The sequence below is a fragment of the Diaphorobacter sp. HDW4B genome (genome assembly GCF_011305535.1).
In the GTDB taxonomy this organism is placed as follows: domain Bacteria; phylum Pseudomonadota; class Gammaproteobacteria; order Burkholderiales; family Burkholderiaceae_C; genus Diaphorobacter_A.
Genome location: NZ_CP049905.1, coordinates 3253380 through 3279405, shown reverse-complemented (window position 1 = coordinate 3279405; position 26026 = coordinate 3253380). Strand labels below are relative to the sequence as shown.

General features: G+C 62.2%; 24 protein-coding genes. 3 read left to right on the top strand and 21 right to left on the bottom strand.

What is annotated here, in order from left to right:
* Positions 1–31 precede the first annotated feature (31 nt).
* From mraY to pobA, 13 genes are all read right to left on the bottom strand, one after another.
* A complete protein-coding gene (gene mraY / locus G7048_RS14970; RefSeq protein WP_166068903.1) occupies positions 32–1210 on the bottom strand; it encodes a phospho-N-acetylmuramoyl-pentapeptide-transferase in 1179 nt (392 codons plus the stop codon).
* Positions 1201–2652 (bottom strand): UDP-N-acetylmuramoyl-tripeptide--D-alanyl-D-alanine ligase, encoded by a 1452-nt coding sequence (murF, locus tag G7048_RS14965; protein WP_166068902.1) that lies wholly within the window; start codon positions 2650–2652, stop codon positions 1201–1203. Before murF ends, mraY begins: the two co-directional genes overlap by 10 nt.
* Positions 2649–4157 (bottom strand): UDP-N-acetylmuramoyl-L-alanyl-D-glutamate--2,6-diaminopimelate ligase, encoded by a 1509-nt coding sequence (locus tag G7048_RS14960; protein WP_166068901.1) that lies wholly within the window; start codon positions 4155–4157, stop codon positions 2649–2651. Before G7048_RS14960 ends, murF begins: the two co-directional genes overlap by 4 nt.
* Entirely contained in the window at positions 4154–5905 is a 1752-nt protein-coding gene (locus tag G7048_RS14955) for a penicillin-binding protein 2 (RefSeq protein ID WP_166068900.1), read from the bottom strand. The genes G7048_RS14960 and G7048_RS14955 overlap by 4 nt, the downstream gene beginning before the upstream one ends.
* On the bottom strand, positions 5902–6240 hold the full coding sequence (gene ftsL / locus G7048_RS14950; protein ID WP_166070988.1) for a cell division protein FtsL: 339 nt from the start codon (positions 6238–6240) through the stop codon (positions 5902–5904). The genes G7048_RS14955 and ftsL overlap by 4 nt, the downstream gene beginning before the upstream one ends.
* Positions 6240–7166: a 16S rRNA (cytosine(1402)-N(4))-methyltransferase RsmH gene (gene rsmH / locus G7048_RS14945; protein WP_166068899.1), complete on the bottom strand. Its 927-nt coding sequence runs from the start codon at positions 7164–7166 to the stop codon at positions 6240–6242. The genes ftsL and rsmH overlap by 1 nt, the downstream gene beginning before the upstream one ends.
* Positions 7167–7178: 12 nt before the next feature.
* Positions 7179–7607, bottom strand: coding sequence for a division/cell wall cluster transcriptional repressor MraZ (mraZ, locus tag G7048_RS14940; protein WP_166070987.1), 429 nt, complete (start codon positions 7605–7607; stop codon positions 7179–7181).
* Between the two features lie 254 nt (positions 7608–7861).
* Positions 7862–9178 (bottom strand): ATP-dependent protease ATPase subunit HslU, encoded by a 1317-nt coding sequence (gene hslU / locus G7048_RS14935; protein WP_166068897.1) that lies wholly within the window; start codon positions 9176–9178, stop codon positions 7862–7864.
* Between the two features lie 226 nt (positions 9179–9404).
* Positions 9405–9950, bottom strand: a complete 546-nt coding sequence (hslV, locus tag G7048_RS14930) for an ATP-dependent protease subunit HslV (protein ID WP_166070986.1) — start codon at positions 9948–9950, stop codon at positions 9405–9407.
* Positions 9951–10093: 143 nt separating this feature from the next.
* On the bottom strand, positions 10094–11872 hold the full coding sequence (locus G7048_RS14925) for an STAS domain-containing protein (protein WP_166068896.1): 1779 nt from the start codon (positions 11870–11872) through the stop codon (positions 10094–10096).
* 68 nt (positions 11873–11940) lie between these two features.
* Positions 11941–12432, bottom strand: a complete 492-nt coding sequence (gene dksA / locus G7048_RS14920; RefSeq protein WP_166068895.1) for an RNA polymerase-binding protein DksA — start codon at positions 12430–12432, stop codon at positions 11941–11943.
* A 398-nt stretch (positions 12433–12830) separates the two neighbouring features.
* Complete coding sequence (locus G7048_RS14915; RefSeq protein WP_166068894.1) at positions 12831–13976, bottom strand: GTP-binding protein; 1146 nt, start codon at positions 13974–13976, stop codon at positions 12831–12833.
* A gap of 175 nt (positions 13977–14151) precedes the next feature.
* Positions 14152–15354 (bottom strand): 4-hydroxybenzoate 3-monooxygenase, encoded by a 1203-nt coding sequence (pobA, locus tag G7048_RS14910; protein WP_166068893.1) that lies wholly within the window; start codon positions 15352–15354, stop codon positions 14152–14154.
* Between the two features lie 125 nt (positions 15355–15479).
* Here pobA and G7048_RS14905 point away from each other — a divergent pair, with 125 nt between their 5' ends.
* Complete coding sequence (locus G7048_RS14905) at positions 15480–16250, top strand: IclR family transcriptional regulator C-terminal domain-containing protein (RefSeq protein ID WP_166068892.1); 771 nt, start codon at positions 15480–15482, stop codon at positions 16248–16250.
* Between the two features lie 33 nt (positions 16251–16283).
* On the opposite strand, the gene G7048_RS14900 is transcribed toward G7048_RS14905, so the two are convergent.
* The 7 genes from G7048_RS14900 to G7048_RS14870 all read right to left on the bottom strand — a co-directional run bounded on the left by G7048_RS14900 (position 16284) and on the right by G7048_RS14870 (position 22784).
* The gene (locus G7048_RS14900) at positions 16284–17303 is read right to left on the bottom strand and encodes an aldo/keto reductase (RefSeq protein WP_166068891.1); all 1020 of its coding nucleotides are present in this window, start codon (positions 17301–17303) and stop codon (positions 16284–16286) included.
* Positions 17303–18268: a Gfo/Idh/MocA family oxidoreductase gene (locus G7048_RS14895; RefSeq protein WP_166068890.1), complete on the bottom strand. Its 966-nt coding sequence runs from the start codon at positions 18266–18268 to the stop codon at positions 17303–17305. Before G7048_RS14895 ends, G7048_RS14900 begins: the two co-directional genes overlap by 1 nt.
* 2 nt (positions 18269–18270) lie before the next feature.
* Positions 18271–19134 (bottom strand): class III extradiol dioxygenase subunit beta, encoded by an 864-nt coding sequence (locus G7048_RS14890; RefSeq protein WP_166068889.1) that lies wholly within the window; start codon positions 19132–19134, stop codon positions 18271–18273.
* 18 nt (positions 19135–19152) lie between these two features.
* Positions 19153–19575, bottom strand: a complete 423-nt coding sequence (ligA, locus tag G7048_RS14885) for a protocatechuate 4,5-dioxygenase subunit alpha (RefSeq protein WP_166068888.1) — start codon at positions 19573–19575, stop codon at positions 19153–19155.
* Between the two features lie 130 nt (positions 19576–19705).
* Positions 19706–20638: an amidohydrolase family protein gene (locus tag G7048_RS14880; protein ID WP_166068887.1), complete on the bottom strand. Its 933-nt coding sequence runs from the start codon at positions 20636–20638 to the stop codon at positions 19706–19708.
* A 52-nt stretch (positions 20639–20690) separates the two neighbouring features.
* Positions 20691–22064: an MFS transporter gene (locus G7048_RS14875; protein ID WP_166068886.1), complete on the bottom strand. Its 1374-nt coding sequence runs from the start codon at positions 22062–22064 to the stop codon at positions 20691–20693.
* A 24-nt stretch (positions 22065–22088) separates the two neighbouring features.
* Positions 22089–22784 carry a substrate-binding domain-containing protein gene (locus G7048_RS14870; protein WP_205750279.1) on the bottom strand — a complete coding sequence of 232 codons (696 nt, stop codon included), beginning with the start codon at positions 22782–22784 and terminating at the stop codon, positions 22089–22091.
* 163 nt (positions 22785–22947) lie between these two features.
* Between G7048_RS14870 and G7048_RS14865 the strand changes: the two genes are divergently transcribed.
* The gene (locus G7048_RS14865; protein WP_166068885.1) at positions 22948–23847 is read left to right on the top strand and encodes a LysR substrate-binding domain-containing protein; all 900 of its coding nucleotides are present in this window, start codon (positions 22948–22950) and stop codon (positions 23845–23847) included.
* A gap of 15 nt (positions 23848–23862) precedes the next feature.
* Here the strand turns inward: G7048_RS14865 and G7048_RS14860 are convergent, their stop codons facing one another.
* Entirely contained in the window at positions 23863–24525 is a 663-nt protein-coding gene (locus G7048_RS14860; protein WP_166068884.1) for a TetR/AcrR family transcriptional regulator, read from the bottom strand.
* Positions 24526–24595: 70 nt separating this feature from the next.
* On the opposite strand from G7048_RS14860, the gene fabF reads away from it, so the two are divergent.
* Positions 24596–25903 carry a beta-ketoacyl-ACP synthase II gene (gene fabF, locus G7048_RS14855; RefSeq protein ID WP_166068883.1) on the top strand — a complete coding sequence of 436 codons (1308 nt, stop codon included), beginning with the start codon at positions 24596–24598 and terminating at the stop codon, positions 25901–25903.
* The last annotated feature ends 123 nt before the right edge of the window (positions 25904–26026 follow it).

The window sequence follows — 26026 nt, the reverse complement described above, 5'->3', positions numbered from 1 at the left end:
TCCTGACGAAGGGGATCGTGTGGATACTGACTCATCTGAGCTTCAACGTAGTAAGGCCGATGAGGCACAACAGCATCGTGATGATCCAGAAACGCACGACAACCTGCGTCTCTTTCCAACCGCTTTTCTCGAAATGGTGGTGCAGCGGTGCCATCTTCAGCAGACGGCGACCTTCGCCATAACGCTTCTTGGTGAACTTGAACCAGGTCACCTGCAACATGACGGACAGCGCTTCGACCACGAAGATGCCGCCCATCACGGCCAGCACGATTTCCTGACGCACGATGACGGCAATGGTGCCGAGCGCAGCGCCGAGCGCGAGCGCGCCCACGTCACCCATGAACACTTGCGCGGGATGGGTGTTGAACCACAGGAATGCCAGACCCGCACCGGCCATGGCGGACGAGAAGATCATCAGTTCGCTGGCACCCGCGATGTGCGGGAACAGCAGGTATTTGGAGTAGCTCACGCTGCCGGTCACGTAGGCGAAGATGCCCAGCGACGCGCCGACCATCACCACCGGCATGATGGCCAAACCATCGAGACCGTCGGTCAGATTCACCGCGTTGCTCGAACCCACGATCACCAGATAGGTCAGGATCACGAAGCCCAGCACGCCGAGCGGATAGGTCACTTCCTTGAAGAACGGCACGTTCAGACCGGCCTTGGGCGGCAGGTCCAGCGAGAAGCCCGACTGCACCCACGAGATGAACAGCTCGAACACGCGCCAGTTGGAGTTCTCGGAGATGCTGAACACCAGATACAGCGCGGCCAGCAGACCGATCACCGATTGCCAGAAATACTTCTCGCGCGAGCGCATGCCTTCTGGGTCCTTGTTGACCACCTTGCGCCAGTCATCGGCCCAACCGATGGCACCAAAGCCCAGCGTGACGACCAGCACGATCCACACGAAGCGGTTCGACAGATCGGCCCACAGCAGCGTGGAGATGGTGATCGCCAACAGAATCAGCACACCGCCCATGGTGGGCGTGCCGCTCTTGGCCAGATGGGTCTGCATCGCGTACTCGCGGATCGGCTGGCCGATCTTGAGCGAGGTGAGCATGCGGATCACGCGCGGACCGGCTGCCAGACCGATGAGCAGCGCGGTGAGCGCGGCCATCACGGCGCGGAAGGTGATGTACTGGAACACGCGCAGGAAACCGAATTCCGGCGACAGCGCTTGCAACCATTGAGCGAGTGTCAGCAGCATGTGCGATCTCCCTTGGGTTGCGTTGTTTGGCGGGTGGCGTCTTCGGCCGACTGCGCCTGCAGTGCCTGCACCACTTGTTCCATCTTCATGAATCTCGATCCCTTGACCAGTACGCTGCCGACTTGCGGCACGCTGGCCTGCACCGCTCCAAGCAGCGATGCCATATCTTCAAAATGTTGTGCTGCCGACCCGCAGGCCGAGGCAGCGTGGATGCTCGCGGCACCCAGAGCGAACACGCGGTCGATGCCACGCTCGCGCGCATAGGCACCGGCCTCTGCGTGGAACTGCGGGCCCTGATCGCCGACTTCGCCCATGTCGCCAAGCACCAGCAACTGCGGTTTGGGCAACGTGGACAGCACGTCGATGGCGGCGCGCACGGAGTCGGGGTTGGCGTTGTAGCTGTCGTCCACCAAAGTGATGGAACGCGCTGCACCAAACGGCAGCACCACGGCACGCGAGCGGCCCTTGACCGGCTCGAACTGCGCCAGACCTTCGGCAATCGCAAACAGTGGCACGCCCGCCGCGACCGCGCAGGCCGTGGCCGCGAGTGCGTTGGTGACGTTGTGGCGACCGGCGATGTGCAGCTCGGTATCGAACGCGCCCAGCGGCGTGTGGATCTGCACCTGCCAGCCCGCGCCGCGCCATTCGGACTTCGCGCATTGCACGTCACCCGCGCTTTCGGCGAACGTCAGCACGCGACGCGAACCTGCGAGCTCACGCCACAGTGCTGTGTATTCGTCTTCAGCAGGAAACACGGCCACGCCATCGCGCGGCAGCGATGCGAACACGCTGCCGTTTTCACGCGCCACGGCTTCCACCGTCTGCATGAATTCGAGGTGCTCACGCTGCGCGTTGTTGACCAGCGCGACCGTGGGGCGTGCGATGTCGGCCAGATACGCGATCTCGCCCGGATGGTTCATGCCCATCTCGATCACCGCCGCATCATGCTTGGTCGCAAGGCGCATCAACGTCAGCGGCACGCCGATGTCGTTGTTGAGATTGCCCTGCGTCGCAAACGCCGCATCGCCCTTCCAGGCACGCAGAATGGACGCGATCATCTGTGTGACCGTGGTCTTGCCGTTGCTGCCGGTCACGCCGATCAGCGGACCATGCCACTGCTTGCGCCAACCTGCGGCCAGCGCGCCCATGGCACGCAGGCTGTCGGGCACCTGAATGCCGGAGAGCCCCGCCTCCTGCAAGCCGCCATGCGCGATGGCCGCCACGGCACCGGCCTCGCGGGCCTGCACCAGAAACTCGTTGGCGTCGAAACGCTCGCCCTTCAATGCCACGAACAAGTCACCTGCCGCCAGCGTGCGCGTGTCGGAATGCACACGTGCAAACGCCACGCTGCCGTCACCGATCAAACGCGCGCTCGGCACGCGTTCGGAGATCAGCGCGAACGCTTCGGCCAGATTCATGATCGCGGTCTTCTGCAGACTCATGCTGCACCTCCGCGAAGCGACAGCGCTGCGCGCGCCTGCTCGATGTCGGAGAAATGGTGTCGCTCGCCTTGCACTTCCTGATAGTCCTCATGACCCTTGCCCGCAATCAGCACCACGTCGGCGGGCGCTGCTGCGGCCAGGGTTTCGGCGATCGCCAATGCGCGATCCGCCTGCACGCGCAGCGTTGCCGCTGGTTGCGTGCCCTTCAAAATCTGTCCGATGATGCTCATCGGTTCTTCGTTGCGCGGGTTGTCGCTGGTGACGACGACCTCGTCGGCCAGTCGCTGCGCAGCCGCACCCATGTGTGGGCGCTTGCTGGAATCGCGATTGCCGCCGCAACCAAACACGCACCAGAGCTTGCCGCCGCGCTCCTTGGCCATGGGGGCCAGGGCCTGCAGTGCCTTCTCCAGTGCATCGGTGGTATGTGAATAGTCCACCGCCACCATGGGCTGGCCGGGCGATGTGATGCGCTCCATGCGACCGGGCACGGGCGTGAGTTGCGCACAGGCCCACAGCGCATGTTCGAGCGCCACGCCCAGCGAGCGCAGCGCGGCGATCACGCCCAGCAAATTGGACACGTTGTACAACCCGATGACCTGCGTCTGCAGCGCGAAGGAGTTGAGTCCTTCGACCACCGTGAACACCAGTCCATCGTCGTTGTAAGTGATGTCGCGCGCCTTCAGCCGCGCATTGCCGCGCAGCGAATACGTCCAGACGTCGAGCTGCGAGCTCTCCAGATCCTCGGCCAGTTGCTGGCCGCGCGCATCATCGACATTGACCACCGCAGAGCGCAGACCGGGCCAGTCGAACAACTCGCGCTTGGCGGCCCAGTAGGCTTCCATCGACGGGTGGTAGTCGAGATGGTCCTGCGTGAAATTGGTGAACATGGCCACGCGAATGCGCGTGCCCGCAAGGCGGTGCTCGGCCAGACCAATCGACGATGCTTCGATGGCGCAGGCTCCCAGTTCCTGTTCAACGAACTGCGCGAACGCACGCTGCAGACGCACCGGATCGGGCGTCGTCAGACCCGTCGCCACCAGTGCACCCGGCATGCCCAGACCCAACGTTCCGACCAGCGCACAGCCCTTGGGCGGCGGCACATCGGCCTGCTGGGCGAGCGCGTTGAGCGCCTCGGCCAACCACCAAGCGCTGCTGGTCTTGCCGTTGGTGCCGGTCACCGCCAGCACGTTGAGCAACGTGGTCGGCATGTTGAACCATGCGGCTGCAATCGGACCCGTCGCAGCCTTGAGGCCACGCACCGAAGCCATGTGTCCGCCAACGAAACCGAAGACATCGACGCCTTCCTGCTCCACCAGACAAGCGGTAGCACCATTGGTCAGCGCATTGCCCACGTGGAAGCGACCATCGGTGGCGGCACCGGGCCATGCGATGAAGCCATCGCCGGGCTTGACCAGACGGCTGTCGGTCTGCAGGGTGCCGGTCACGCGTTCGCGCAGCCAACGCACTGCATCCTGTGCTGAATTGAGAGAGAGCAGAACGCTCATAGTGGCTGCTCCTCGACGGGATTGCTGACGATCTGCGGACGCACAGCCATGTCGGGCGGAACGCCCATCATGCGTAGCGTCTGCTGCACGACTTCGCTGAAAACAGGTGCCGCAGAGATACCGCCGTAGGCCGAACCCACCGTCGGTTCGTCGATCATCACGGCCACGATGATGCGTGGGTTGTCGATCGGTGCCATGCCGGTGAACCAGCCGCGATACTTGCCGATCGCATAGGTCTTGCCAATCTGCTTGCGCGCCGTACCCGACTTGCCGCCCACCGAGTAACCCACGGTCTGCGCGAGCTGACCCGTACCGCCAGGACCTGCCGCCATCTGCAGCATCTTGCGGACCTGCGCAGCGGTCTTGGGCGTGAACACCGGCACGCCGATGGCGGGCTCGGTACTCTTGAGCATGGTCGCGGGAATCACCTTGCCGTCGTTCGAGAACACGGTGTAGGCACGCGCCATCTGGAACAGGCTGGCCGACACGCCGTAGCCATACGACATCGTTGCCTGCTCGACCGGACGCCAGCTCTTGTAGGGACGCAGACGACCCGTGACCGCGCCGGGGAAGGTGATCTGCGGCTTCTGGCCGAAACCGACCGCCGAGTACGTCTCCCACATTTCCTTGGCGGGCATGTTCATCGCGAGCTTGGTCGTGCCCACGTTGCTGGACTTCTGGATCACGCCCTCCACCGTCAGCGCGCCATAGTTGTGCGTGTCCGAAATGGTGGAGCCCGTGATGTTGATGCGCCCCGGCGTCGTATCGACAACGGTTTCAGGCCGCACACGGCCCGAGTTCAGCGCCAGACCGATGGTGATCGGCTTCATGGTCGAGCCCGGCTCGAACACGTCGGTCATCGCGCGATTGCGCAACTGCTCGCCGGTCAGATTCTTGCGATTGCCGGGGTCGTAGGTCGGGTAGTTGGCCAGCGCCAGCACTTCGCCGGTATGCGCATCGAGCACCACCACGCTGCCGGCCTTGGCCTTCTTGGCGATCACGGTGTCGCGCAGCTTCTGGTAGGCGAAGAACTGCACCTTGCTGTCCACCGACAGTTGGATGTCCTTGCCATCGAGCGGCGGCACTTCCGCGCCCACGCCTTCGACGACGCGGCCCAGACGATCCTTGATCACGCGACGCGAACCGGGCTTGCCGCCGAGGTCCTTGTCGAACGCGAGCTCCATGCCTTCCTGACCGTGGTCTTCCACGTTGGTGAAACCGACGATGTGCGCAGCGGCCTCGCCCTCTGGATACTCGCGTTTGTATTCCTTGCGGTTGTAGATGCCCTTGATGTCGAGCTTGACGATCTCCTGGCCCACATCCCAGTCGAGCTGGCGCTTGATCCACACAAAGCTCTTGTCTTCGTCCGCCAGCTTGGCCTTGAGCGCGGGCAGCGGCATGTCCATGAGCTTGGCCAGCTTCTTGAGCTTGGCCTGAATCTCGGGACTGTCCTGATCCACGTCTTCGGGGATCGCCCAGATGCTGGCTGCGGGAACGCTGGACGCGAGGATCAAGCCGTTGCGATCCAGAATGCGACCGCGATTGGCGGGCAGCTCCAGCGTGCGGGCAAAGCGCACTTCGCCCTGACGCTGGAAGAAATCATTGCCGATCACCTGCACGTAGGCCGCACGACCGGCCAGCCCCACAAAGCCCAGCGCCACCACGGCGACAATGAACTTGCTGCGCCAGACCGGCGTCTTGCTGGCCAGCAGCGGGCTGGAGGTGTAGTTGACGCTGCGCGAGCTCATTGACGCCTCCCGCCTGCGGCTGCGCCGCCGCTTGGCACGGCGGCGGGAGTGATCGCGGACACGACGGGCGAGCCGTCGTCGGTCACGTATTGCGTGATGGCCGGCGTGGCCGAGCGCATCAGCAATTTCTCGCGTGCGAGCGACTCGACCCGCAGCGGAGTTGCCTGTGCGCGCTTTTCAACCTGCAGGCGCTGATGCTCTGTTTCCAAACGGCGCGCCTCTGCCTGCGCACGATCGAGCTCGGTGAACAACCGGCGCGATTCGTACTGCGTGTTCACGAGGTACATGGAGCAAGCCATGACCGCGAGAAGCAGCAGCAGGTTGAGGCGCAGCATCATGCAGGCACCTCGGTTCGTTCAGCCACACGCATCACGGCGCTGCGCGAGCGGGGGTTGCCCGAGACTTCGCCTTCGCTGGGCTTGATGCGGTCCAGCGCCTTCAAGCGCATGGGCGTGGGTGCAGCAAACGGCGCGCGGCGGTCGTAGACCTCCTTGGAGTGCTGCGCGATGAATTGCTTGACGATGCGGTCTTCCAGCGAATGAAAGCTGATGACCACGAGGCGGCCTCCGGGCTTCAGGACCCGGATGCTGGCCTCTAGCGCTTGTTGCAGTTCTTCAAGCTCGGCGTTGATGAAAATCCGAAGAGCTTGAAATGTGCGCGTTGCAGGGTTCTGGCCCTGCTCGCGGGTTTTGACCGCGCCAGCCACGATGTCGGCCAGTTCGGAGGTGCTTGTAATTGGACCCCGTGTCTCGCGCCAAGCAACAATCGCCTTTGCAATGGGGCCAGCAAACCGTTCTTCGCCGTAGTCACGTATCACCTCCGTTATCTGCTTTGCTTCAGCTTCTTCCAACCACTGGGCAACGCTTTCACCACGGGTGGTGTCCATGCGCATGTCCAGCGGGCCGTCGAAGCGAAAGCTGAAGCCACGCTCCGGATCATCAATTTGTGGTGAGCTCACGCCCAGGTCCAGCAGAACGCCATCGACACTGCTCTCAGGCAGCTCGTCGAGATGCTTGAAACCTTCATGCCGGATTGAAAAACGCGCATCAGTGATGCGCGCTGCGGCTTCGATGGCTTGTGGGTCCTTGTCGAACGCCACCAACCTCCCCCCGGGCTCTAGCCGCGAGAGAATCAGCCGCGAATGACCGCCGCGCCCGAACGTGCCGTCCACATAGGTGGCGTCGTCCGGGTGCATGTCGGCCAACAAGGCGTCGACCGCCTCGTTCAGCAGGACCGTCGTGTGCAGCAATGGCTGATTCACTCTCGGCCTCTATCAAAAAGAAAAATCGTTGAGTACTGCGGGCAATTCGCCCTGCATCGCTTCGGCTTCCTGGGCGTCGTACTTCGCCTTGTCCCAGAGTTCGAAGTGATTTCCCATGCCCAGCAGGATCGTGTCCTTGCTGATGCCTGCGCCGTCGCGCAATTCAGGTGCAACCAGCACGCGCCCGGTGGCGTCCATGTCCACATCCATCGCATGACCCATGAAGATGCGCTTGAAGCGCACGGCCTCCATGGGCAGAGCGGTGATGCGTTCGCGAAACTTTTCCCACTCGGGGCGGGGAAAGATCATCAGACAGCCGTGGGGATGCTTGGTGATGGTGAGTTGACCAGCAGCGTTCGCCGTCAAGACGTCACGATACCGGGTCGGCACAGAAAGCCGCCCCTTGGCATCCAGACTTATCGATGACGCGCCTTGAAACACGGCGATGGACCTCTGCTCGGTTGGGGCCTGAAATTGGAATTTCAGGGCACTTTTCACCACTTAATTGCACTTTTTTCCACTGTAGCAGGAAAAGAACACCGTGCAAGAGGTCATGCAACACAATTTTGCAATGAAATCAATGACTTAGACCGGATTTCACAGAATGGACAGCAGATAAAACCCTTATTTATTAAGCACTTAGACTCTGTTCACGAAGTGACACTTGAGGGTTCCGATCCAACCGAACAAAACCGTCAGAGAATGTATCTGGACAAATCCTCGTTCTGACTCAGCATTTGGAGTCGGTCATTGACGTAAGCAGCGTCAATGACGATGGTCTGCCCGGAAAGCTTGACGGCGTCGAAGCTCACCTCGTCCAGAAGACGTTCCATGACCGTCGAGAGGCGGCGAGCGCCGATGTTTTCCGTACGCTCGTTCACATCGAAGGCGATGTGCGCCAGACGCGTGATGCCCTCGGACTGGAATGCCAGCGTCACACCTTCCGTCGCCAGCAGCGCCTGGTACTGCTTGACCAGTGAAGCGTGCGTCTGCGTGAGGATGGCCTCGAAATCCTTGATGGATAGCGACTCCAGCTCGACGCGGATCGGAAAACGGCCCTGCAGTTCGGGAATCAGGTCGCTGGGCTTGGACAGGTGGAACGCACCCGAGGCAATGAACAGCATATGGTCGGTCTTGACCATGCCGTACTTGGTGGACACGGTCGTACCCTCGACCAGCGGCAGCAGGTCGCGCTGCACGCCCTGACGCGACACGTCGGAGCCCGAGGCCTCCTGGCGCGTGGCCACCTTGTCGATTTCGTCGATGAAGACAATGCCGTTCTGCTCGGCATTGGCCAACGCGCGGGTCTTCACCTCGTCCTCGTTGACCAGCTTGGCGGCTTCCTCATCCGTCAGCAGCTTGAGTGCTTCGGCGATCTTGAGCTTGCGCGTCTTGCGCTTTTCGCCGCCCATCTGGCTGAACATGCCACGCAGTTGCTCGGTCATTTCCTCCATGCCTTGTGGGCCCATGATTTCGAGCTGCTGGCGTGATTCGGCCAGATCGATCTCGATTTCCTTGTCGTCGAGCTGGCCTTCGCGCAGCTTCTTTCGGAATGACTGGCGCGCCGCACCATCGGGCGCTGGTTCGCTGCCGCGCGCGGGTGGAATCAGCACGTCGAGAATGCGCTCTTCAGCCGCGTCTTCGGCACGCATGCGCATCTTCTTCATGTCGGCTTCGCGCGTCTGCTTGACGGCGATTTCGACGAGGTCACGCACGATGGAATCCACGTCCTTGCCGACATAGCCCACTTCGGTGAACTTGGTCGCTTCGACCTTGATGAAGGGTGCATCCGCAAGGCGCGCCAAGCGGCGAGCAATCTCGGTCTTGCCGACGCCCGTGGGGCCGATCATCAGGATGTTCTTGGGCGTGATTTCGTGGCGCAGGCTGGCGTCGACCTGCTGGCGGCGCCAGCGATTGCGCAGGGCGATGGCAACGGCGCGCTTGGCGCTGGTCTGGCCGACGATGTGGTTGTCGAGCTCAGAGACGATTTCCTGCGGGGTCATTGAGTACATGGCTTACCTTTGAGTCTTCTGCGAAGCCTTGGCGGCTTCGTTGGCTATTCGTGCGAGGGCCTGCAATACAGCCCTTGATACTTTGTTGCGCGGCCTGGCCGTACCGGATGTACTGTCTGCGGCCGCGACGTCGCGTCTCAAGGGCTGTCTTGCAGGCTTTTGAGTTACCAGCGCACTGCACACTTCGCAGGCCCAGCTCCCAAACCCCAACAGCCCCTGAAGGCGCTTACAGCGTTTCGATGGTGTGATGCATGTTCGTGTAGATGCACAGCTCGCCTGCGATCGCGAGCGACTTGCGCACCACGTCTTCTGCGGACAGGTCGGTGTTGTTCAGCAACGCCTTGGCGGCCGAGTGTGCATAGGCGCCGCCGGAGCCGATGGAGACGATGCCCTGCTCGGGCTCCAGCACATCGCCGTTGCCGGTGATGATGAGTGAGGCGCTTTCATCGGCCACGGCGAGCATGGCTTCCAGGCGGCGCAGGACACGGTCGGTGCGCCAGTCCTTGGTGAGCTCGATGGCGGCGCGGGTGAGTTGGCCGTTGTGCTTTTCCAGCTTGGCCTCGAAGCGCTCGAACAGCGTGAAGGCGTCGGCGGTAGCTCCGGCAAATCCGGCGAGAACCTTGCCGCCATAGAGCTTGCGCACCTTGCGCGCCGTGCCCTTGACGACGATGTTGCCCAGAGTGACCTGGCCATCGCCGCCGATGGCGACCTGAATGCCGTCTGCCGTCTGGCGGCGGACGCTGAGAATGGTGGTGCCGTGATACTGTTCCATGGCGGTGTCAGGTGAGGGTTGCATCAGGAAAATCAAGGCGGATTCGCGATTATTTTCGCACTCCGCCCCAATGAAAAAGCGCGCTGATCGCGCGCTTTGTGGTGAGATTCGACACCGGCTCGGGCATGCTGGCCGCCGCCCCGTCAGTTGCGACGTGGAATGACCCAGGCATGCTCCCCCACGCCGATGACGTTGAAGAACACCGCAATCAGGCGATGCAGGTTGGTGAATTGCACAGCCTGCCCCTTGGCCTGCTGCTCTGCGGCCCAGTTGAGCACCGAGCCAGCGGCCGGGAAATCCATGCGGATCAATCGGTCGCAGGGAATCTGCAACGGCGCATCGGGCTTGGCCAGTGCCGCGAACGGCTCCAGCAGCGGCACCGCATCACCGTCGATGTATCCCGACAGCCCCTGCAGCTTGGATGCCTCGGACTTGGTCGTCTTGGGCGCGCTCAGTGCTGGATTCAGCATGTCGTGCTCGCGCTGCGCGTCCACGCGTGCCTGCTCGACCGCTGCATTGAGCGCGCTGTCGTCGCCCCGAAACTTGCATTTCGTGGGCGCCCATGACGGCGGCGAGACCTCGTAGGTCACGCAGTAGTCCAGCGCCACCAGCTCGAACTCGTCAGGCAGCCCCATCAGGCGCAGCAGCGCCATGCGCAGACGCCACCATTGATCATCCGTGGACCGGTCACCCGACTGCGTCTTCGCCTGCAGCATGGCGTTCAGGGTGGAAATGCCAGTGAACTTGAGATCCACAGGCTGATCCGCCCATTGCAGAAACAGATCTGCCAGACCGGGAAGCGCCAGAGCGTCGATGTCCGTGATGCGCGCCCAGTTGAGCGTCCACGGCGGTGCCGGCTTGCGGGCCAGAGAGGCCTGCAGCGCAGCCAATGACTGTGTGCTGAGCGTCGGCGGTGCGTTCCAGCTGAATTCACGTGAATTCGCTGCCGCACCAGAATTGTCGGTAGCCACCATGCCCAATTGCTCGGGCAGCGAGAACCACAACGGCGCAGAGCGGCCGAAGCGACCCGCATAGTCGATGGCCAGCTTGTCGAAGCGATCCTGCATCCCGGTCGCACGATACAGATCGAACAAGGTCATCCAGATATCGATCTGGTCCTTGGGATCATCCTGCGCGTGACGCGCGAGCACTTCCAGCAAGCCCGATTCGGCGCCTGCGTAATCGCCATTGGCGAAACGGATGGCTGCTTCTTCAAGGTCGGGTTCGTGCACAAATTTCTCCAATTCCTCATGAGCGACGACGGCATCCAGCCCGAGGGTGGGCACATCGAACTCCAATCCCATGCCATTCAAGGCCATGGGCATCGTCGGCGCCATCCCCCCCGGTATGGCGCTGGCGTTGGGTAGTCCACCCGACATTGTCGCCGGCTGGGTGGCCGCAAACCCCATGGGCGGCATCGTCAATGGCGCGGTCGCCGCAAACTCCAGAGGCACCTCGGCCGTGACCTGCGGGTCCTGCAGAGGTGGCGGCACCACGCGCGGCACCGGACGATCACCGTGCGCGGGATCCCCCGGCTTGGCACGCCACCATTGCTGGGACATCTGTGCCTCGATCTCGTCGATCTTCTTGAGCGTGACCGCTCTTCCGTCCGGCGATGCATTCGTGCTGTTCGGTTGCGACAGCATGGTGCTTTGCGCGAACGAAGTGCGTCCGGTCGCATCTTCCAGTTTCGGGCCCTGCACCAGCTCCTTGCGGCGAAGCTTGCGCAGTTGATCGAACTCGCGGCGACGCACGAAGTCGTTGCGTCGCTTGCGCTCGATCATTTCCTTGAGCATCTGCTTGCTGTACTGGCCTTCCTTGTCTTCTTCGGGCGCATCCAGCTCTGACCACTGGACGGTCGGGTTGCGCACAAAACGCACAACCTTGGACAGCAAACCGCGGGCAGCTTCTTCCTTGCTCATGAATACATTGACAGCGAACCTGCCTCAACCACACGGGCATGGTCAAAATGCGGCAGGTTCAGCATCCATCAATCTCCGTACATCTTTTGCTTGAGTTCGCGACGTTGCTGCGCTTCGAGCGACAACGTGGCGGTGGGGCGCGCAATCAGACGACCCACGCCGATGGGCTCACCGGTCTCGTCGCAGTAGCCGTAATCACCCGCGTCGATGCGGGCGATGGACTGCTCGATCTTCTTGAGCAGCTTGCGCTCGCGGTCACGGGTGCGCAGTTCCAGCGCGTGTTCCTCTTCGATCGTCGCGCGATCAGCTGGGTCGGGGACCACCACTGTATCTTCACGCAGATGCTCGGTGGTTTCACCGGCGTTGTTATGCATGTCCTGCTTGATTTGCGTCAATTTATGACGGAAGAACGCCAATTGCTTGTCGTTCATGTATTCACTCTCAGGCATGGAGAGCACTTCTGCGTCTGTCAATTCGTCTCCCGACTTGGTTTTCCAGTTGTTGGCCAGCTTGGGATCCTTCTTGGCGGCCGCCGCAGTGTTTTGCAGTGTCGTGGGCATGATGTCAATAAAGCTGGCGGTTGGGGCCACCGCGGCCCCTCTGTGCCGGTGATGGTACGGTCGATTGCGTGTTTCGGGAAGTAGTATGAATATCCAGCACAGTTTCCGCGGCTCTTTCGAGTCGGGATGCCGACGACATGGGACTGCTGGTCAGGTGGATCAGGGGCGTGCCCTCCTCCTTGCCTGATCCCTGCATTCTGGCTGTCGCCTTCGATGTGCCGGGTATGGCGCTCACTTCCTGTCTCCTCGCAAAACGGGCGGAGCCGGAAAAGTTGATCAAGCAACTATCCCGGGTTTTTCGGGGCGCGATTGTAGCGGTCTATTCAGCAAATAGGGGGAAAGTGGCACACATCCCACGTGTACTTTCCACGCGGTGGTCACTTTCCAGTCACATCAGCTTACACAAGGCACTGATCCAGCCCCTGCAACAGGATGTCCTGAGGCAGGTCGATGCCGATGAACACCATCTTGCTGACGCGCTTTTCCCCGTCCGCCCACTGTGGTCCCAGATCGCTGCCCATCAATTGGTGCACGCCCTGGAAGATCACCTTGCGATCCGTTCCCTGCATATTTAGCACGCCTTTGTAGCGAAGCATACGGGGGCCATAAATGTTCACAATCGCGCCAAGGAAATCTTCAAGTTTTACAGGATCGAACGCCCGGTCTGCACGGAAGACGAAGCTCTTCACATCGTCGTCATAGTGATGGTGGTGCGGATGGTTGCAGTGCTCGCCATGCTCATGGTCCCCGTGATCGTGGCCGCAATGCTCGTCGTGCACATGCCCTTCATGGCCGTGGTCATGGCCTTCGTGCTCACATTTTCCGTGGTCGTGGTCGCAATCGCTGTGGTCATGAGCATGATCGTGGTGGTCATGACCGTGATCGTCTTCCTTGAGAAAGTCCGGGTCGATGTCCAGCTTGGCGTTCAGATTGAAGCCGCGCAGGTCCAGCACTTCGGTCAGTGGCACGTCGCCGAAGTGCACGGCGCGGATCGGCGCGCGCGGGTTCATGTGCTTCAAACGATGGATCAGCGCGTCCTTCTCGGCCTCGCTCACCAGATCGGTCTTGGACAGGAAGAGCTGGTCGGCAAAGCCCACCTGGCGGCGCGCTTCCTGACGGTCGTCGAGCTGCTGGTTGGCGTGCTTGGCGTCCACCAGCGTGATGATCGAGTCGAGCAGATAGGTCTCGGCGATCTCGTCGTCCATGAAGAAGGTCTGCGCAACAGGGCCGGGATCGGCCAGACCCGTGGTCTCGATCACGATGCGGTCGAACTCCACCAGTCCCTTGCGGCGCTTGGCAGCCAGCAGTTGCAGGGTCTGACGCAGGTCTTCGCGGATCGTGCAGCAGATGCAGCCGTTGCTCATCTGCACGATCTGCTCCTTGGATTCGGTCTTGAGAATGTCGGTGTCGATGTTCTCTTCGCCGAATTCGTTCTCGATCACCGCAATTTTCTGGCCATGTGCCTCGTGCAGCACGCGCTTGAGCAAGGTGGTTTTGCCGGAACCCAGAAAGCCGGTGAGGATGGTGGCGGGGATCAGAGACATGGAAATTTCACTTTCTGCAATGGCTCGCGGCACTCCGCCGGGTGACGACGGAGTGCCGCGAAGGGTCTTGTGAGCCGATGGCCCCCCATTGGGGGCAACGGGCTGTTGCTTCAAGTTTACAGAGAGCGCAACCGGTTCACAGACACCCGTGATGATTTCCACACCGAATGGCGATTTATGCCCTCGCCGCGAGCAGGTCTTCCATGCGCATCGGCAGGCCCACGTAGTTTTCGGCCAGCGCGGACGAGGCGGACCTGGACTTGATGAGGTAGTTCAGCTCGGCCGCCTGCATCTTGAGCCCGAACTCGCCGGTATCGGGGAATTTGTGCGTGAGCGTCGTGAACCACCACGAAAAGCGCTCGGCGCTCCACACACGCTCAAGGCAGCGCTGGGAATAGTTCTCGATTCCGCGATCGCTCCTTTCCAGATAGTGATCGGTCATCGCTTCGTAGAGAAAGCCCACGTCAGACGCGGCCAGATTCAGCCCCTTGGCCCCCGTCGGCGGCACGATGTGCGCCGCGTCGCCCGCCAGGAACAGCCTGCCATGGCGCATCGGCTCGGCCACGAAACTGCGCAGCGGCGCGATGCTCTTTTCGAGCGACGGCCCGGTCACCAGCGTCTTGCACACATCCGCACCCAGACGCAGACGCAGCTCGTCCCAGAACGCCTCGTCGCTCCAGTCCTCGACCTTGTCGGTCAACGGCACCTGCAGGTAGTAACGGCTGCGCGTTTCGCTGCGCATGCTGCAAAGCACAAAGCCGCGCGGCGTGTGCGCGTAGATGAGTTCGTCCGAGACGGGCGGCACGTCGGCCAGCATGCCAAGCCAGCCAAACGGATAGACGCGCTCGTAAGTGCGCAGCACATCGGCGGGAATCGACTTGCGGCTCACGCCATGAAAGCCATCACAACCGGCGATGAAGTCGCACTGCAAGGTCTGCTCCACGCCGTTCTGGCGGTAACGGACCTGCGGCGCATTGGTGTCGATGCCTTCAAGCTGCACGCCCTCGGCTTCGTAGATCGTGCTCAAACCCGCGTTGTTTCGCGCATCCATCAGATCGCGCGTGACCTCGGTCTGACCATACACGGTCACATGCTTGCCACCCGTGAGTTCCTGCAGATCGATGCGATGGCGCGCTCCGTCGAACATCAACTCGATGCCCTCGTGCACCAGCCCCTCCTGGTGCGCACGTTCCGACACGCCTGCGAGATCGAGCAGGTCGACCGCGGTCTTTTCCAGCACGCCGGCACGGATGCGACCGAGCACATATTCCGGGGTCTGGCGTTCAAGAATCACATTGTCGATTCCCGCCTTGTGCAGCAGTTGACCGAGCAACAAACCCGCTGGTCCCGCGCCGATGATGGCCACTTTGGTGCGCATGAAAGTCTCCTCTGTTTGGTGAGACCAAGACCATAAATTTTTCGTGGTGCGTTGTGCTTCACGCGCCGCCATCACTGCTCGATAATCGCGCAAGCCGCGCGCTGATCGCGCAAAGGATTGCTTTCATGACCATCGCACCGGCAGACCTCATCGTCGGCGTCGCCAAAGGCCTGGCCGTGCTGGAGAGCTTCGACATGCAGCGCCAGCGACTGAACGCCACGCTGGCCGCGCAGCGCACCGGACTCACGCGCGCTGCCGCACGCAGACACCTGCTCACGCTCGCCCATCTGGGGTATCTCGAATCGGACGGAAGCTACTTCTGGCTGTCGCCGCGCGTGCTGCGTTTTTCAGGCAGCTATCTCGCTTCCGCGCGCTTGCCGAGACTTGTGCAGCCCACGCTCAATCAGCTCGCGCTCAAGCTGCGGCAGCCCTGCTCCGTCGTCGTGCTGGACAACGATGAAGTGGTGATCGTCGCGCGCAGCAACACCAGCGATGTCCACCAGCTCTCAGCCTATGGATTGCACTTGGGCGCGCGCCTGCCTGCGCATGCCACATCCACGGGTCGCGTGCTGCTCGCAAGCAAAAACCATGGTGAATGGAAGCATTGGATGGAGGAGCGTGATCTGCCGCGTCTGACGCCCCAAACCGTCACGCAGATCGACGATCTGGAAGACGTGATCGAACAGGTGCGCAAACAGGACTGGTGCTACGCCAGCGGCGAGCACGAACTCGGCGTGCACGCCGTCGCCGTGCCGCTGCGCGACATGCAGGGCAAGACGGTTGCGGCGCTCAATGTGGTGCTGCATCGGTCCACCGCCTTCGATGCCGATGCCATGGTTGGCGAGCTGCTTCCGCACATGCTGGAAGCGGCAAGGCAGGTGCGCGGTCAGTTGTGACCGGGCACCTGCCTTGCGCTGAAAAGTCGATCCTCAGAACACCTCGGTATCGACTTCCTTTTGCGTGGCGGGCGCATAGCGCTGCCCGGCCACACTGTGTTCTCCGATGATCTCGGACACGCGCTCCAGCAGCGCCGCATCGATGTGCAGTTGGGCGGCGCGCATGTTCTCTCGCAGATGCTCGACACTGGTCGTTCCCGGAATCGGAATGATGTGCTCGCCCTGCGCCAACAACCATGCCAGTGCGAGTTGCGCTGGTGTGCAATCCGCGTGCCTTGCAACCAGGGCAAACGCATCCAACAACTGCAGATTGCGCGCATAGTTGTCTGCCTGGAATCGCGGCATGGCAAGGCGAATGTCGCCCGCAGGCAGTTGCGCCGGATCGCGCAGGTCGCCACACAGAAATCCGCGCGCGACAGGACTGAACGCGACGAACGCAGTACCCAGTTCCTTGCATGCATCGAGCACCGCGATTTCCGGATTGCGCGTCCACAGCGAATACTCGGTCTGCACCGCAGCAATCGGATGCACGGCATGCGCGCGGCGCAGCGTTTGCGCCGACACTTCCGACAGGCCGATGCTGCGAATCTTGCCCTCGCGCACCAGATCGGCCAATGCGCCCACGCTGTCCTCCACCGGCACCTGTCGGTCCCAGCGGTGCAGGTAGTAAAGGTCGATCACGTCCGTCTGCAAGCGCCGCAATGCCGCCTCGCATGTGGCCTTGAGCGTTTCCGGCCTGCCATCGATCACGCGCTGGAGCTTGCCGTCGCCTTTGACGTCCGCGCCATGCATGCCGCATTTGCTGGCCAGCGTGATTTTGCTGCGATGCGGCTTCAGCACTTGCCCGAGCAGCGTTTCGTTCGCGCCAAAGCCATACAGCGCCGCCGTGTCGAACAGCGTGACGCCTGCATCCAGCGCGGCGAGCAGCACGCGCTCTGCCTGCTCGCGCGACGGCGGCGTGCCGTAGGCATGGCTGAGGTTCATGCAGCCCAGACCCATCGCGCTCACCGAAAACGGACCAAGCGCGCGCATTGGAAGTTGTACGCTGCCCATCACGCCTGCTTGGCCAGTTGCAGCTCCAGTTCATGCAGCACGCGGTAGCAAGGCAGCACCTGATGCACGCTGGAATTGGGTTCGCGCCCTTCACGAATGGCGGCGAAGAATTCGCGGTCCTGCAGCTCGATGCCGTTCATCGACACGTCCACCTTGCTCACATCGATGACCTCTTCGCCCTGCTTGCTGTGCGAGCGCACGAGATCGTCATACCGCGCGATGTAGGTCGCGTTGTCGCCGATGTAGCGGAAGAAGGTGCCGAGCGGACCGTCGTTGTTGAAGCTCAGCGACAGCGTGCAGATCGCGCCCGACTTGGCACGCAGTTGAATCGACATGTCCATCGCAATGCCGAGCACCGGATGGATCGGCCCTTGCATGGCCTGCGCCTGCACGATCTCTCCCGCCTGATACGCGAACAGGTCCACCGTGTGCGCGGCGTGGTGCCACAGCAGATGGTCGGTCCAGCTGCGCGCTTCGCCCAGTGCATTGGTGTTGGTGCGGCGGAAAAAATAAGTCTGCACATCCATCTGCTGGATGTTGAATTCGCCCGCGACAATTTGCTTGTGAACGTACTGATGGCTGGGATTGAAGCGACGCGTGTGCCCCACCATTGCCACCAGCCCGCTCTGCTGCTGAAGCGCCGCGACGGCTTGTGCGCCTTCAAGACTGTCCGCCAGCGGAATCTCCACCTGCACATGCTTGCCCGCGCGCATCGCCTGCTGCGCCTGGTCGGCATGCATCTGCGTGGGCGTGCAGAGGATGACGGCGTCGAGCTCCTTGATCTTCAGGCTGTGCTGCAGATCGTCGGTGACGTGAGGAATGCCGTACTTGTCGGCCACTTCCTGCGTCTTCGCCAAGTCGCGGCCGATGAGCGAAATCACCTCCACGTCCTTGATGTTGCGGATGCCATCGAGATGCTTGATGCCGAACGCGCCTGCGCCAGCGAGTGCCACTTTGATCGTCATGCTCAGTTCTCCAGAATCAGATGTCCCACGGCCGTGTTCGATGCCGGGACATGGAAGAAGCGATGGCGCACCTTGGGTGCCTTGCCACCGGCCACATCGGCCATCGCGCCGCGCGCGATCAGCCACATCACGAGTTCAATGCCTTCGGAGCCCGCCTCGCGCACATAGTCGACATGCGGCATGGTGGACAGATCGGCCGGATCGGCGATCAGGCGGTCGAGGAACGCGTTGTCCCACTCCGCGTTGATCAGCCCCGCGCGCGATCCCTGCAACTGGTGGCTCATGCCGCCCGTGCCCCAGATCTGCACCTTGAGCGGTTCGTCATACGACTCGATGGCGCGGCGAATCGCCTGCCCCAACTGGAAGCAGCGCTTGCCGCTCGGCACCGGGTACTGCACCACGTTCACCGCAAACGGAATCACCGGGCAAGGCCACGCGTCCTTCACCGGATCGAGCTTTCCGCACATCAGCGACAGCGGCACAGTGAGGCCGTGATCGACATCCATCCGGTTCACGATGGTCAGGTCGAAATCGTCTTGAATCACGCTGTGCGCAATGTGGCTTGCGAGTTGCGGATGGCCCTTCACCGGAGGCACCGGACGCGGCCCCCAGCCCTCGTCCGCTGGCTGAAACTCTGCTGCCGTGCCGATGGCGAAGGTGGGAATCATGTCCAGGCTGAAGGCGTTCGCGTGGTCGTTGTAGACCAGAAAGATCACGTCGGGCTTTTCGTCCTTCATCCACTGGCGGGACTCGTCATAGCCCGAGAAGACCTTCTGCCAGTACGGCTCCTGGTCCTTGCCCAGATCCATGGCGGCGCCGATGGCTGGAACATGCGATGTGTATACGGAAGCGGTAATGCGTGCCACGGTCGGACTCCCTCGCTGTCAGTTGTTGTTGGTCTGGCGCGCGGGCTGCGCGTCGCCGTTTTCGCCAAGATGGCGATTGCCTTCGATGCTTCGGCCACCGTTGATCATCATGTCGCGGTACTGCTCTTCGGTCAGGCCGGTCATCGAGCCCGCCATCTGCTGAAAGCTCAGGCCGTCGGTCGCGCCGATCTTGGCGAGGAAATAAATGTTGCCGCCGGTGCGCATGCACCAGTTCAGATCGCGCTTCATGACCGCCTGCTTCTGCTCTTCGGTCATCTGCCATTCGTCGAGATAAGCGCGTTCATTCGCTTTGAATCGTGCGCGGTTGTCCGCCTTCATGAGCGACATGCAGAACTGGTTGAGCCAGTAACCCTTGCGGCTTTGCTCGGCGTCGAAAATGATGGTGCCTGGAATGTCCAGATAAGGCTTTTCAAGAGACATGTTGGGACTCTCTGGGTTGGAATGGAATGGGCTCGAAACTCGGCGGCTCACAACAGCCAGACTATGCTTTTCGAGAGCGTATCCGAGCTGCATTTTTTGGGATGCCATCGGCGATGGACATAGATGAATGTCATCGTACTTCCTCAGGCCAGTAAAGGCGCATCGGGTTGTCCACCAGCAGCTTTTTCTGCAACTGCGGCGTGGGCGCAATCGACGGAATGAAGTCCACCAGCAAGCCATCGTCCGGCATGTGATCCTTGAGGTTGGGATGCGGCCAGTCGGTGCCCCACAGCACGCGATCGGGAAACTCCTCGACGATGCGGCGCGCAAACGGAACCACATCGCGATACGCGCTCTGCTCACCGTTCAATGCCGTGGGGCCGGACACCGAAAGCCGCTCGGGGCAAGTCACCTTGCTCCACACATTCGGATGCTCGCGCATGAAGCGCAGGAACAGCGCGAACTCCTCGCTGTCCACGCCCTTGCTCACATCCGGGCGACCCATGTGATCGACGACCACCGTGGTCGGCAGACCCGAGAAGAAGTCCCACAGTTCGGGCAGATCGGCTGCTTCGAAATAGACCACCACATGCCAGCCCAGTTCGCTGATGCGGCTTGCGATTTCCTGCAGCTCGTCCTTGGGCGTGAAGTCCACCAGCCGCTTCACGAAGTTGAAGCGCACTCCGCGCACGCCCGCTGCATGCAGCACTTTCAACTGCACATCGCTGATGCCGCGCCGCACGGTGGCCACGCCGCGTGCCTTGCCCTTGGCGGCCACGCACGCATCGACCAGCGCACTGTTGTCCGAGCCGTGACAGGTGGCCTGCACGATCACATTGCGTGCAAATCCCAAGTGATCACGCAGCGCGAACAACTGCTCGCGGCTCGCGTCGCAGGGCGTGTATTTGCGCTCGGGTGCATAAGGAAACTGCGCGCCCGGACCGAACACATGGCAGTGCGCGTCGACACTGCCCGCAGGCAGCTTGAACTTCGGTTTGGCCGGGCCCGCGTACCAGTCCAGCCAACCCGGCGTCTTGGTGAATTCGGTGGCTTGATCGTGCATGGGCTTCTCCTCTCTGTGGTTTGTTGAGTGAATCTTGACGGGATGCCGCGCATCAATGCGATGCGATAGCTGCGGAGTTCCTGTCGCGCTCCGACCCAGCGGACGCAGCAGACGCGGGATGTGCAAACTCCTTGACCAGCAAAGCCACCAGTGCGATCAACCCCGGCACCGCAACCACAGTGAAGATGGCTTCAGCGCTCAGATGACGCACGGTGAGTTCGGCCACGAGAAACGAACCGGCAATGCCGCCGAATCGCCCGATGCCCAGCATCCAGGCCACGCCCGTTGCGCGTCCCTGCGTGGGATAGAAGGCAGCGGCCAGTGCGGGCATGGACGACTGCGCCGTGTTCATGATGGTTCCGGCGACGAACACCACCGTCATCAGCCAGCCGACGTTGCCCACGACCTGACCGATGGCCCAGATGGACACGGCCGTGAGCGCATATCCGAGCGCGATCACGCGGTTGGCGTTGTAGCGGTCCATGAGCCAGCCAAAGAAGATGGCACCCACACCGCCGAGCGGAAACAGCGCAGCGATCAAGGTGGCGGTACGCGGCTCGATGCCCGCGTCCTTGAACAGAATCGGCATCCAGTTCATGAGCGCGTAGAACACCACCAACCCCATGAAATACGCCAGCCACAGCATGACCGAACCCACGCGGTACTGGCGAGACAACATCACGCCCATGCCGCTGCCCGCAGGCTTCTCCGCAGAACTGGCTTCCTGCAGATGAAAGGACTCAGCCGCCAGAACCTTGTTGCCCGCAATGCGCGCCAGCACGGCACGGATGCGCTCGACCGGCCAGCGCTTGACCACCATGTAGCGCACCGACTCGGGCAGGATCACGAACAGCAGCACACCCAGCACCAACGGCGCGATGCCGCCCAGCATCAGCACGCTGCGCCAGCCGAAGTTGGGAATCATCCAGGCAGCCAGAAAGCCACCCAGCGGAAAGCCGCAGAACATCGCATTGGTGAGCATCGAACGGCGCGACTCGGGGCAGTATTCGCTCGTCAACGTGACCGCATTCGGCATCGCCGCACCCAGACCCAGCCCGGTGATGAATCGCAAAATCGTCAGTTGTTCAATGCCTGCTGAAAACGCTGACGCCAGACATGCCACGCCGAACAGAAACACCGATCCAACCAGCACGCGCTTGCGTCCCAGTCGGTCGGCCATCGGCCCTGCAGAAATCGCACCCGCCGCCAGCCCGAACAGCGCGGCGCTGAGCACCGGACCGAGCGCGGGTTTGCTCACACCCCATTCCTGAATCAGCGACGGCGCGATGTAGCCGATCATCGCCGTGTCGAATCCGTCGAGCAGAACGATGAAAAAACACAGCGCATACGTGGCCCACTGGTACGCGGTGATGCGCGACTCGTTGAGCAAGGTCTGCACGTTGATGGATTTGTCTGTTGGGTTCATGGATGTCTTCTCCAATGCTTGGCGTCACGCAGGCTGCTGCATGCCCTGCTGTTGTTTGATAAAAGCCGTGCCGGGCGATGCCAGAAATGCCAACAGTCTTGTGGCCTCCTGCGCTTGCGAGCTGCCGCGCACCACGGCACCGGAAAACACCGTGGTCACGCGCGTGCCGTCGGGCAGCGGGTGCAGCACGTCGATGCCGTCCAGATGAATCAGCTCGCTGAGTTGCTGAAAGCCCAGCGCCACTTCGCCGTTCGCAACGAGCGCGCCCACGGGCTTGCCTGCGGGTGCCTGCACCAGTCGCGACTGGATTTGTTCGGCGATGCCCCAACGCGTGAAAAGCTGCATCAACGCGGTGCCGCTCGGTCCGGTCGAATACCCCACGGAATCGGCGGAAAGCACGGCCTCGCGCAGACTCGTTTCACTGCTCAGATCAGGATGCGCCGCACCTTTGCGCACCGCCACCGCCACCTCGGACAACGCCCAATCCGTCTTCGCTTTTGCGTCGGCATGACCTGAAGCGATCAGCCGCTCGATCACATCCGACGCGAGAAACACCAGATCAAAAGACTCATTTCCGGCGACCACCCGCTTGGCGGCATCGACACCGCCGACCGACTCCAGATCGACAGCCACGCCACCGGCGTCTCGCCATGCCATCAGCAGTTCGCCCAGCAGTTGGCGCGTCGCCATCGAAGAGATTGCCCGCAGTGCGGAAGTCATGTGCCTGTCTCCTGTTGTCCAGCGACGCGTTCGTCGTCGTTCTGGAGCCGATTCTCAAGACACGCCTTTCATCAATAAAGAGCGCGGACACGCTAGCAGATATATAACTTCGGCATAACTGAATGTATGCTTGTCTTCTTTGCGATATCAATTGATAAAAGTCATGGACCTCAAGCAGTTGGAATACTTCGTGCGAGTGGCCGAACTGGGCAGTTTCACCCGTGCATCGCAGGTGCTGGACGTGGCCCAGCCCGCGCTGTCCCGCCAAGTGCGACTGCTGGAGGTGGAACTGCGCAACAACCTGCTCAAGCGCAACGGGCGCGGCGTGACCATGACCGAGTCGGGGGAGTTGCTGCTCAAGCATGGCCGCGCGATCCTGCACCAGGTGGCGCGCGCGCAAGAAGAACTGGCCAGCGCGCGCGGCGGTTTGGCTGGACGCGTGGCGCTCGGCATGCCGCCCAGCGTGGCGCGCGCCTATGCCGTGCCGCTGCTGCGCGAGTTCCGGCGACGCTTTCCGGACGCACAACTCGGCATTTCCGAAGGGCTGACGGTCGCCATGCAGGAAGCGCTTTTGCAGGGCCGACTCGATATCGCCGTGCTCTACAACCTGCGCAACGCAGATGGGCTGGAGGCCCAGCCGCTCATGCAGGAAGACCTGGTGCTGGTGCGCCCCAACCCCTCGCCCCACAAGGCATCCGCCAAGCCGCTCCCGCCCTTGCCGATGGCCGAATTGGCAACGCTCCCGCTGGTCATCCCCGGCCGACCGAACGCCATCCGCATGCAGATCGAAGCATCGCTGGCCGAACTCGGGCTCACGCCAAAGGTCGCGCAGGAAGTGGACGGCGTTCCCGCCATTCTGGAGCTGGTCGCGGAAGGTCTGGGCTTTGCCGTGCTGACGCGCCACGCCGTGAGCAGCTCGGTCAAGCCCGCTGCATTTCTCGTGCAGGAGATTGGTCAGCCCTGCATGCAAGTCATGTCATGGATCGCCACCAGCGCGCTGCGGCCCATCACCCGCACACAGCAGGCCACGCTGGATCTGATCGAGGAACTGGTGAAGGGCTGAAGCCAGCAACGAAGCTCAGCGCCTTGCGCCCGACTTGGACTTTGGTTTTGGCTTGGGCTTCTGCTTTGATGTCGGCTTGGGCTCTGGTGCCAACTGCTCGCGCAACGTCGCCAGAATCTCCTCCGACAACGCCGGATTGCCAGCCGCCGTCGCACGCGCAAGCACCAGCCCGCCAACCATGCTGGCGAGCACGTGAATGGTTTGCGCGCGCTCCTCGGCACCGGGTGCATGTGGCCCATCGCTCATGATGGCGTGCGCAAAACGCTGAATGTTGCTCTCCACGCCTTGCGCGAACACCTCGGACATCTCCGGCCCCGCGCGCGCCGCATCAACGGCCAACGCCGCTGCGGGGCAGCCGTCGCCCGGATGGTCGCGGTGCTCTGCCGAGAGATAGCCGTGCACCAGCGCATGCAGCCTGGCGGCGGGATCATGCGGGCCGCCCTCCACTTCCAGCTTGTCCAGCGGGGTGATCGTCCAGTCGAACGCGCGCAGGCAGGCCTCGCGAGCCAGAGCATCCTTGGAGTCGAAATGGCGATACAGGCCACCGTGGGTCAAACCAGCATTGCGCGTGATGTCCGCAACGCCCACGCCGCCGAGGCCTTTTTCTCGGTACAGGCGCGCAGCCGCCTCGACGATGCCAGCACGGTTTTCTGCGGATTGGGCCTTGGTGACTTTCATGGTTTTGATGATACCCGTCATCTAAATTCTTTTATGATGACGTTCATCATCAATATCAAGGCGCGCACAAATGAACAAGCGAGTGGTCATCACAGGCATGGGACTGGTGTCTCCGTTGGGCTGCGACGTGGAACTGGCGTGGCAGCGCATGCTCGCGGGTGAATCCGGCGTTCGCACGCTGCCCGCCGAGATCGGAGAAGGCACCGGCGTTGCGATTGCCGCGCGCGTGCCCGACAAGAACGAAGACCCGCAAGCAGGCTGGGACGCAGACTCCGTGGTCTCCACCAAGGAGCAGCGCCGCATGGACCGCTTCATCGCCTTCGCGCTCGGCGCTGCCGAGCAAGCCATTGCACATGCGCAGTGGAAGCCCGAAGCACTGCACGATCAGCAGCGCACCGCCACGGTGATCGGCTCGGGCGTGGGCGGCTTCGGCACGATTTCCCATGCCGTTCGCACCACCGACGCGAAGGGGCCGCAACGTCTGTCGCCATTCACGGTTCCGGCGTTTCTGGTGAATCTCGCGGCGGGGCATGTGTCGATCAAACATGGCTTCAAGGGACCGATCGGCGCGCCCGTCACCGCTTGTGCGGCGAGCGTTCAGGCCATCGGCGATGCGGCGCGGCTGATCCGCTGCGGCGAGGCGGACGTGGTGGTCTGCGGCGGCAGCGAGGCGACCATCGACCGCGTGAGCATCGGCAGTTTTGCCGCCGCCAATGCGCTGTCGACCAGCTTCAGCGACCAGCCCGCCAAGGCATCGCGCCCGTTCGATGCCGCGCGTGACGGCTTTGTGATGGGCGAAGGCGCGGGCATGCTGGTGCTCGAATCGCTGGAACATGCGCTGGCGCGCGGCGCCACACCGCTGGCCGAAGTGCTGGGCTACGGCACGTCAGCGGATGCCTACCACATCACCTCCGGGCCCGAGGACGGATCGGGCGCGGCGCAGGCCATGCGATTGGCGCTTGCGCAGGCCGAGGTAGAGCCGCATGAAGTGCAGTTTCTGAATGCGCACGCCACGTCCACACCGGTCGGTGATCGCGGCGAACTGGCGGCGATTCGTCAGGTCTTCGGTGCGCAGCCGGGCGGCCCGGTGATCAGCGCGCCCAAGTCTGCGGTCGGGCACATGCTGGGCGCGGCTGGGGCGGTGGCAACCATCTTCACCACACTCGCCTTGCGCGATCAGAAGGTACCGCCGATTCTCAATCTCGAACAGCCCGATCCGCTGACCGAAGGACTCGATCTGGTGCGAACCAGCGCAAGACCGCTGGCCATCGACATCGCCTTGCTCAACGGTTTCGGTTTTGGTGGCGTGAACGCTTCGCTGTTGCTCAGAACCTATTCACAATCTCCACGATGCCGCGTTGAGGCGCAATCGGGATGAGTTTGGTGTGATGGATCGCAGCATGGGCTCATGCCCATGCAAGAGCCAGCGCGCCAAAATCGTCCGATTTCGCCCCAACCCGAAGGGCCAGTGCCTTTGCGGGCGGTCTGCGGCGTTGCAAAT

Coding starts and splice junctions, on each gene's coding strand:
- mraY (WP_166068903.1), bottom strand. CDS start 1,210: ATGCTGCTGACACTCGCTCAATGGTTGCAAGCGCTGTCGCCGGAATTC.
- murF (WP_166068902.1), bottom strand. CDS start 2,652: ATGAGTCTGCAGAAGACCGCGATCATGAATCTGGCCGAAGCGTTCGCG.
- G7048_RS14960 (WP_166068901.1), bottom strand. CDS start 4,157: ATGAGCGTTCTGCTCTCTCTCAATTCAGCACAGGATGCAGTGCGTTGG.
- G7048_RS14955 (WP_166068900.1), bottom strand. CDS start 5,905: ATGAGCTCGCGCAGCGTCAACTACACCTCCAGCCCGCTGCTGGCCAGC.
- ftsL (WP_166070988.1), bottom strand. CDS start 6,240: ATGCTGCGCCTCAACCTGCTGCTGCTTCTCGCGGTCATGGCTTGCTCC.
- hslU (WP_166068897.1), bottom strand. CDS start 9,178: ATGTACTCAATGACCCCGCAGGAAATCGTCTCTGAGCTCGACAACCAC.
- hslV (WP_166070986.1), bottom strand. CDS start 9,950: ATGGAACAGTATCACGGCACCACCATTCTCAGCGTCCGCCGCCAGACG.
- G7048_RS14925 (WP_166068896.1), bottom strand. CDS start 11,872: ATGAGCAAGGAAGAAGCTGCCCGCGGTTTGCTGTCCAAGGTTGTGCGT.
- dksA (WP_166068895.1), bottom strand. CDS start 12,432: ATGCCCACGACACTGCAAAACACTGCGGCGGCCGCCAAGAAGGATCCC.
- G7048_RS14915 (WP_166068894.1), bottom strand. CDS start 13,976: ATGTCTCTGATCCCCGCCACCATCCTCACCGGCTTTCTGGGTTCCGGC.
- pobA (WP_166068893.1), bottom strand. CDS start 15,354: ATGCGCACCAAAGTGGCCATCATCGGCGCGGGACCAGCGGGTTTGTTG.
- G7048_RS14905 (WP_166068892.1), top strand. CDS start 15,480: ATGACCATCGCACCGGCAGACCTCATCGTCGGCGTCGCCAAAGGCCTG.
- G7048_RS14900 (WP_166068891.1), bottom strand. CDS start 17,303: ATGGGCAGCGTACAACTTCCAATGCGCGCGCTTGGTCCGTTTTCGGTG.
- G7048_RS14895 (WP_166068890.1), bottom strand. CDS start 18,268: ATGACGATCAAAGTGGCACTCGCTGGCGCAGGCGCGTTCGGCATCAAG.
- ligA (WP_166068888.1), bottom strand. CDS start 19,575: ATGTCTCTTGAAAAGCCTTATCTGGACATTCCAGGCACCATCATTTTC.
- G7048_RS14880 (WP_166068887.1), bottom strand. CDS start 20,638: ATGCACGATCAAGCCACCGAATTCACCAAGACGCCGGGTTGGCTGGAC.
- G7048_RS14875 (WP_166068886.1), bottom strand. CDS start 22,064: ATGAACCCAACAGACAAATCCATCAACGTGCAGACCTTGCTCAACGAG.
- G7048_RS14870 (WP_205750279.1), bottom strand. CDS start 22,784: ATGACTTCCGCACTGCGGGCAATCTCTTCGATGGCGACGCGCCAACTG.
- G7048_RS14865 (WP_166068885.1), top strand. CDS start 22,948: ATGGACCTCAAGCAGTTGGAATACTTCGTGCGAGTGGCCGAACTGGGC.
- G7048_RS14860 (WP_166068884.1), bottom strand. CDS start 24,525: ATGAAAGTCACCAAGGCCCAATCCGCAGAAAACCGTGCTGGCATCGTC.
- fabF (WP_166068883.1), top strand. CDS start 24,596: ATGAACAAGCGAGTGGTCATCACAGGCATGGGACTGGTGTCTCCGTTG.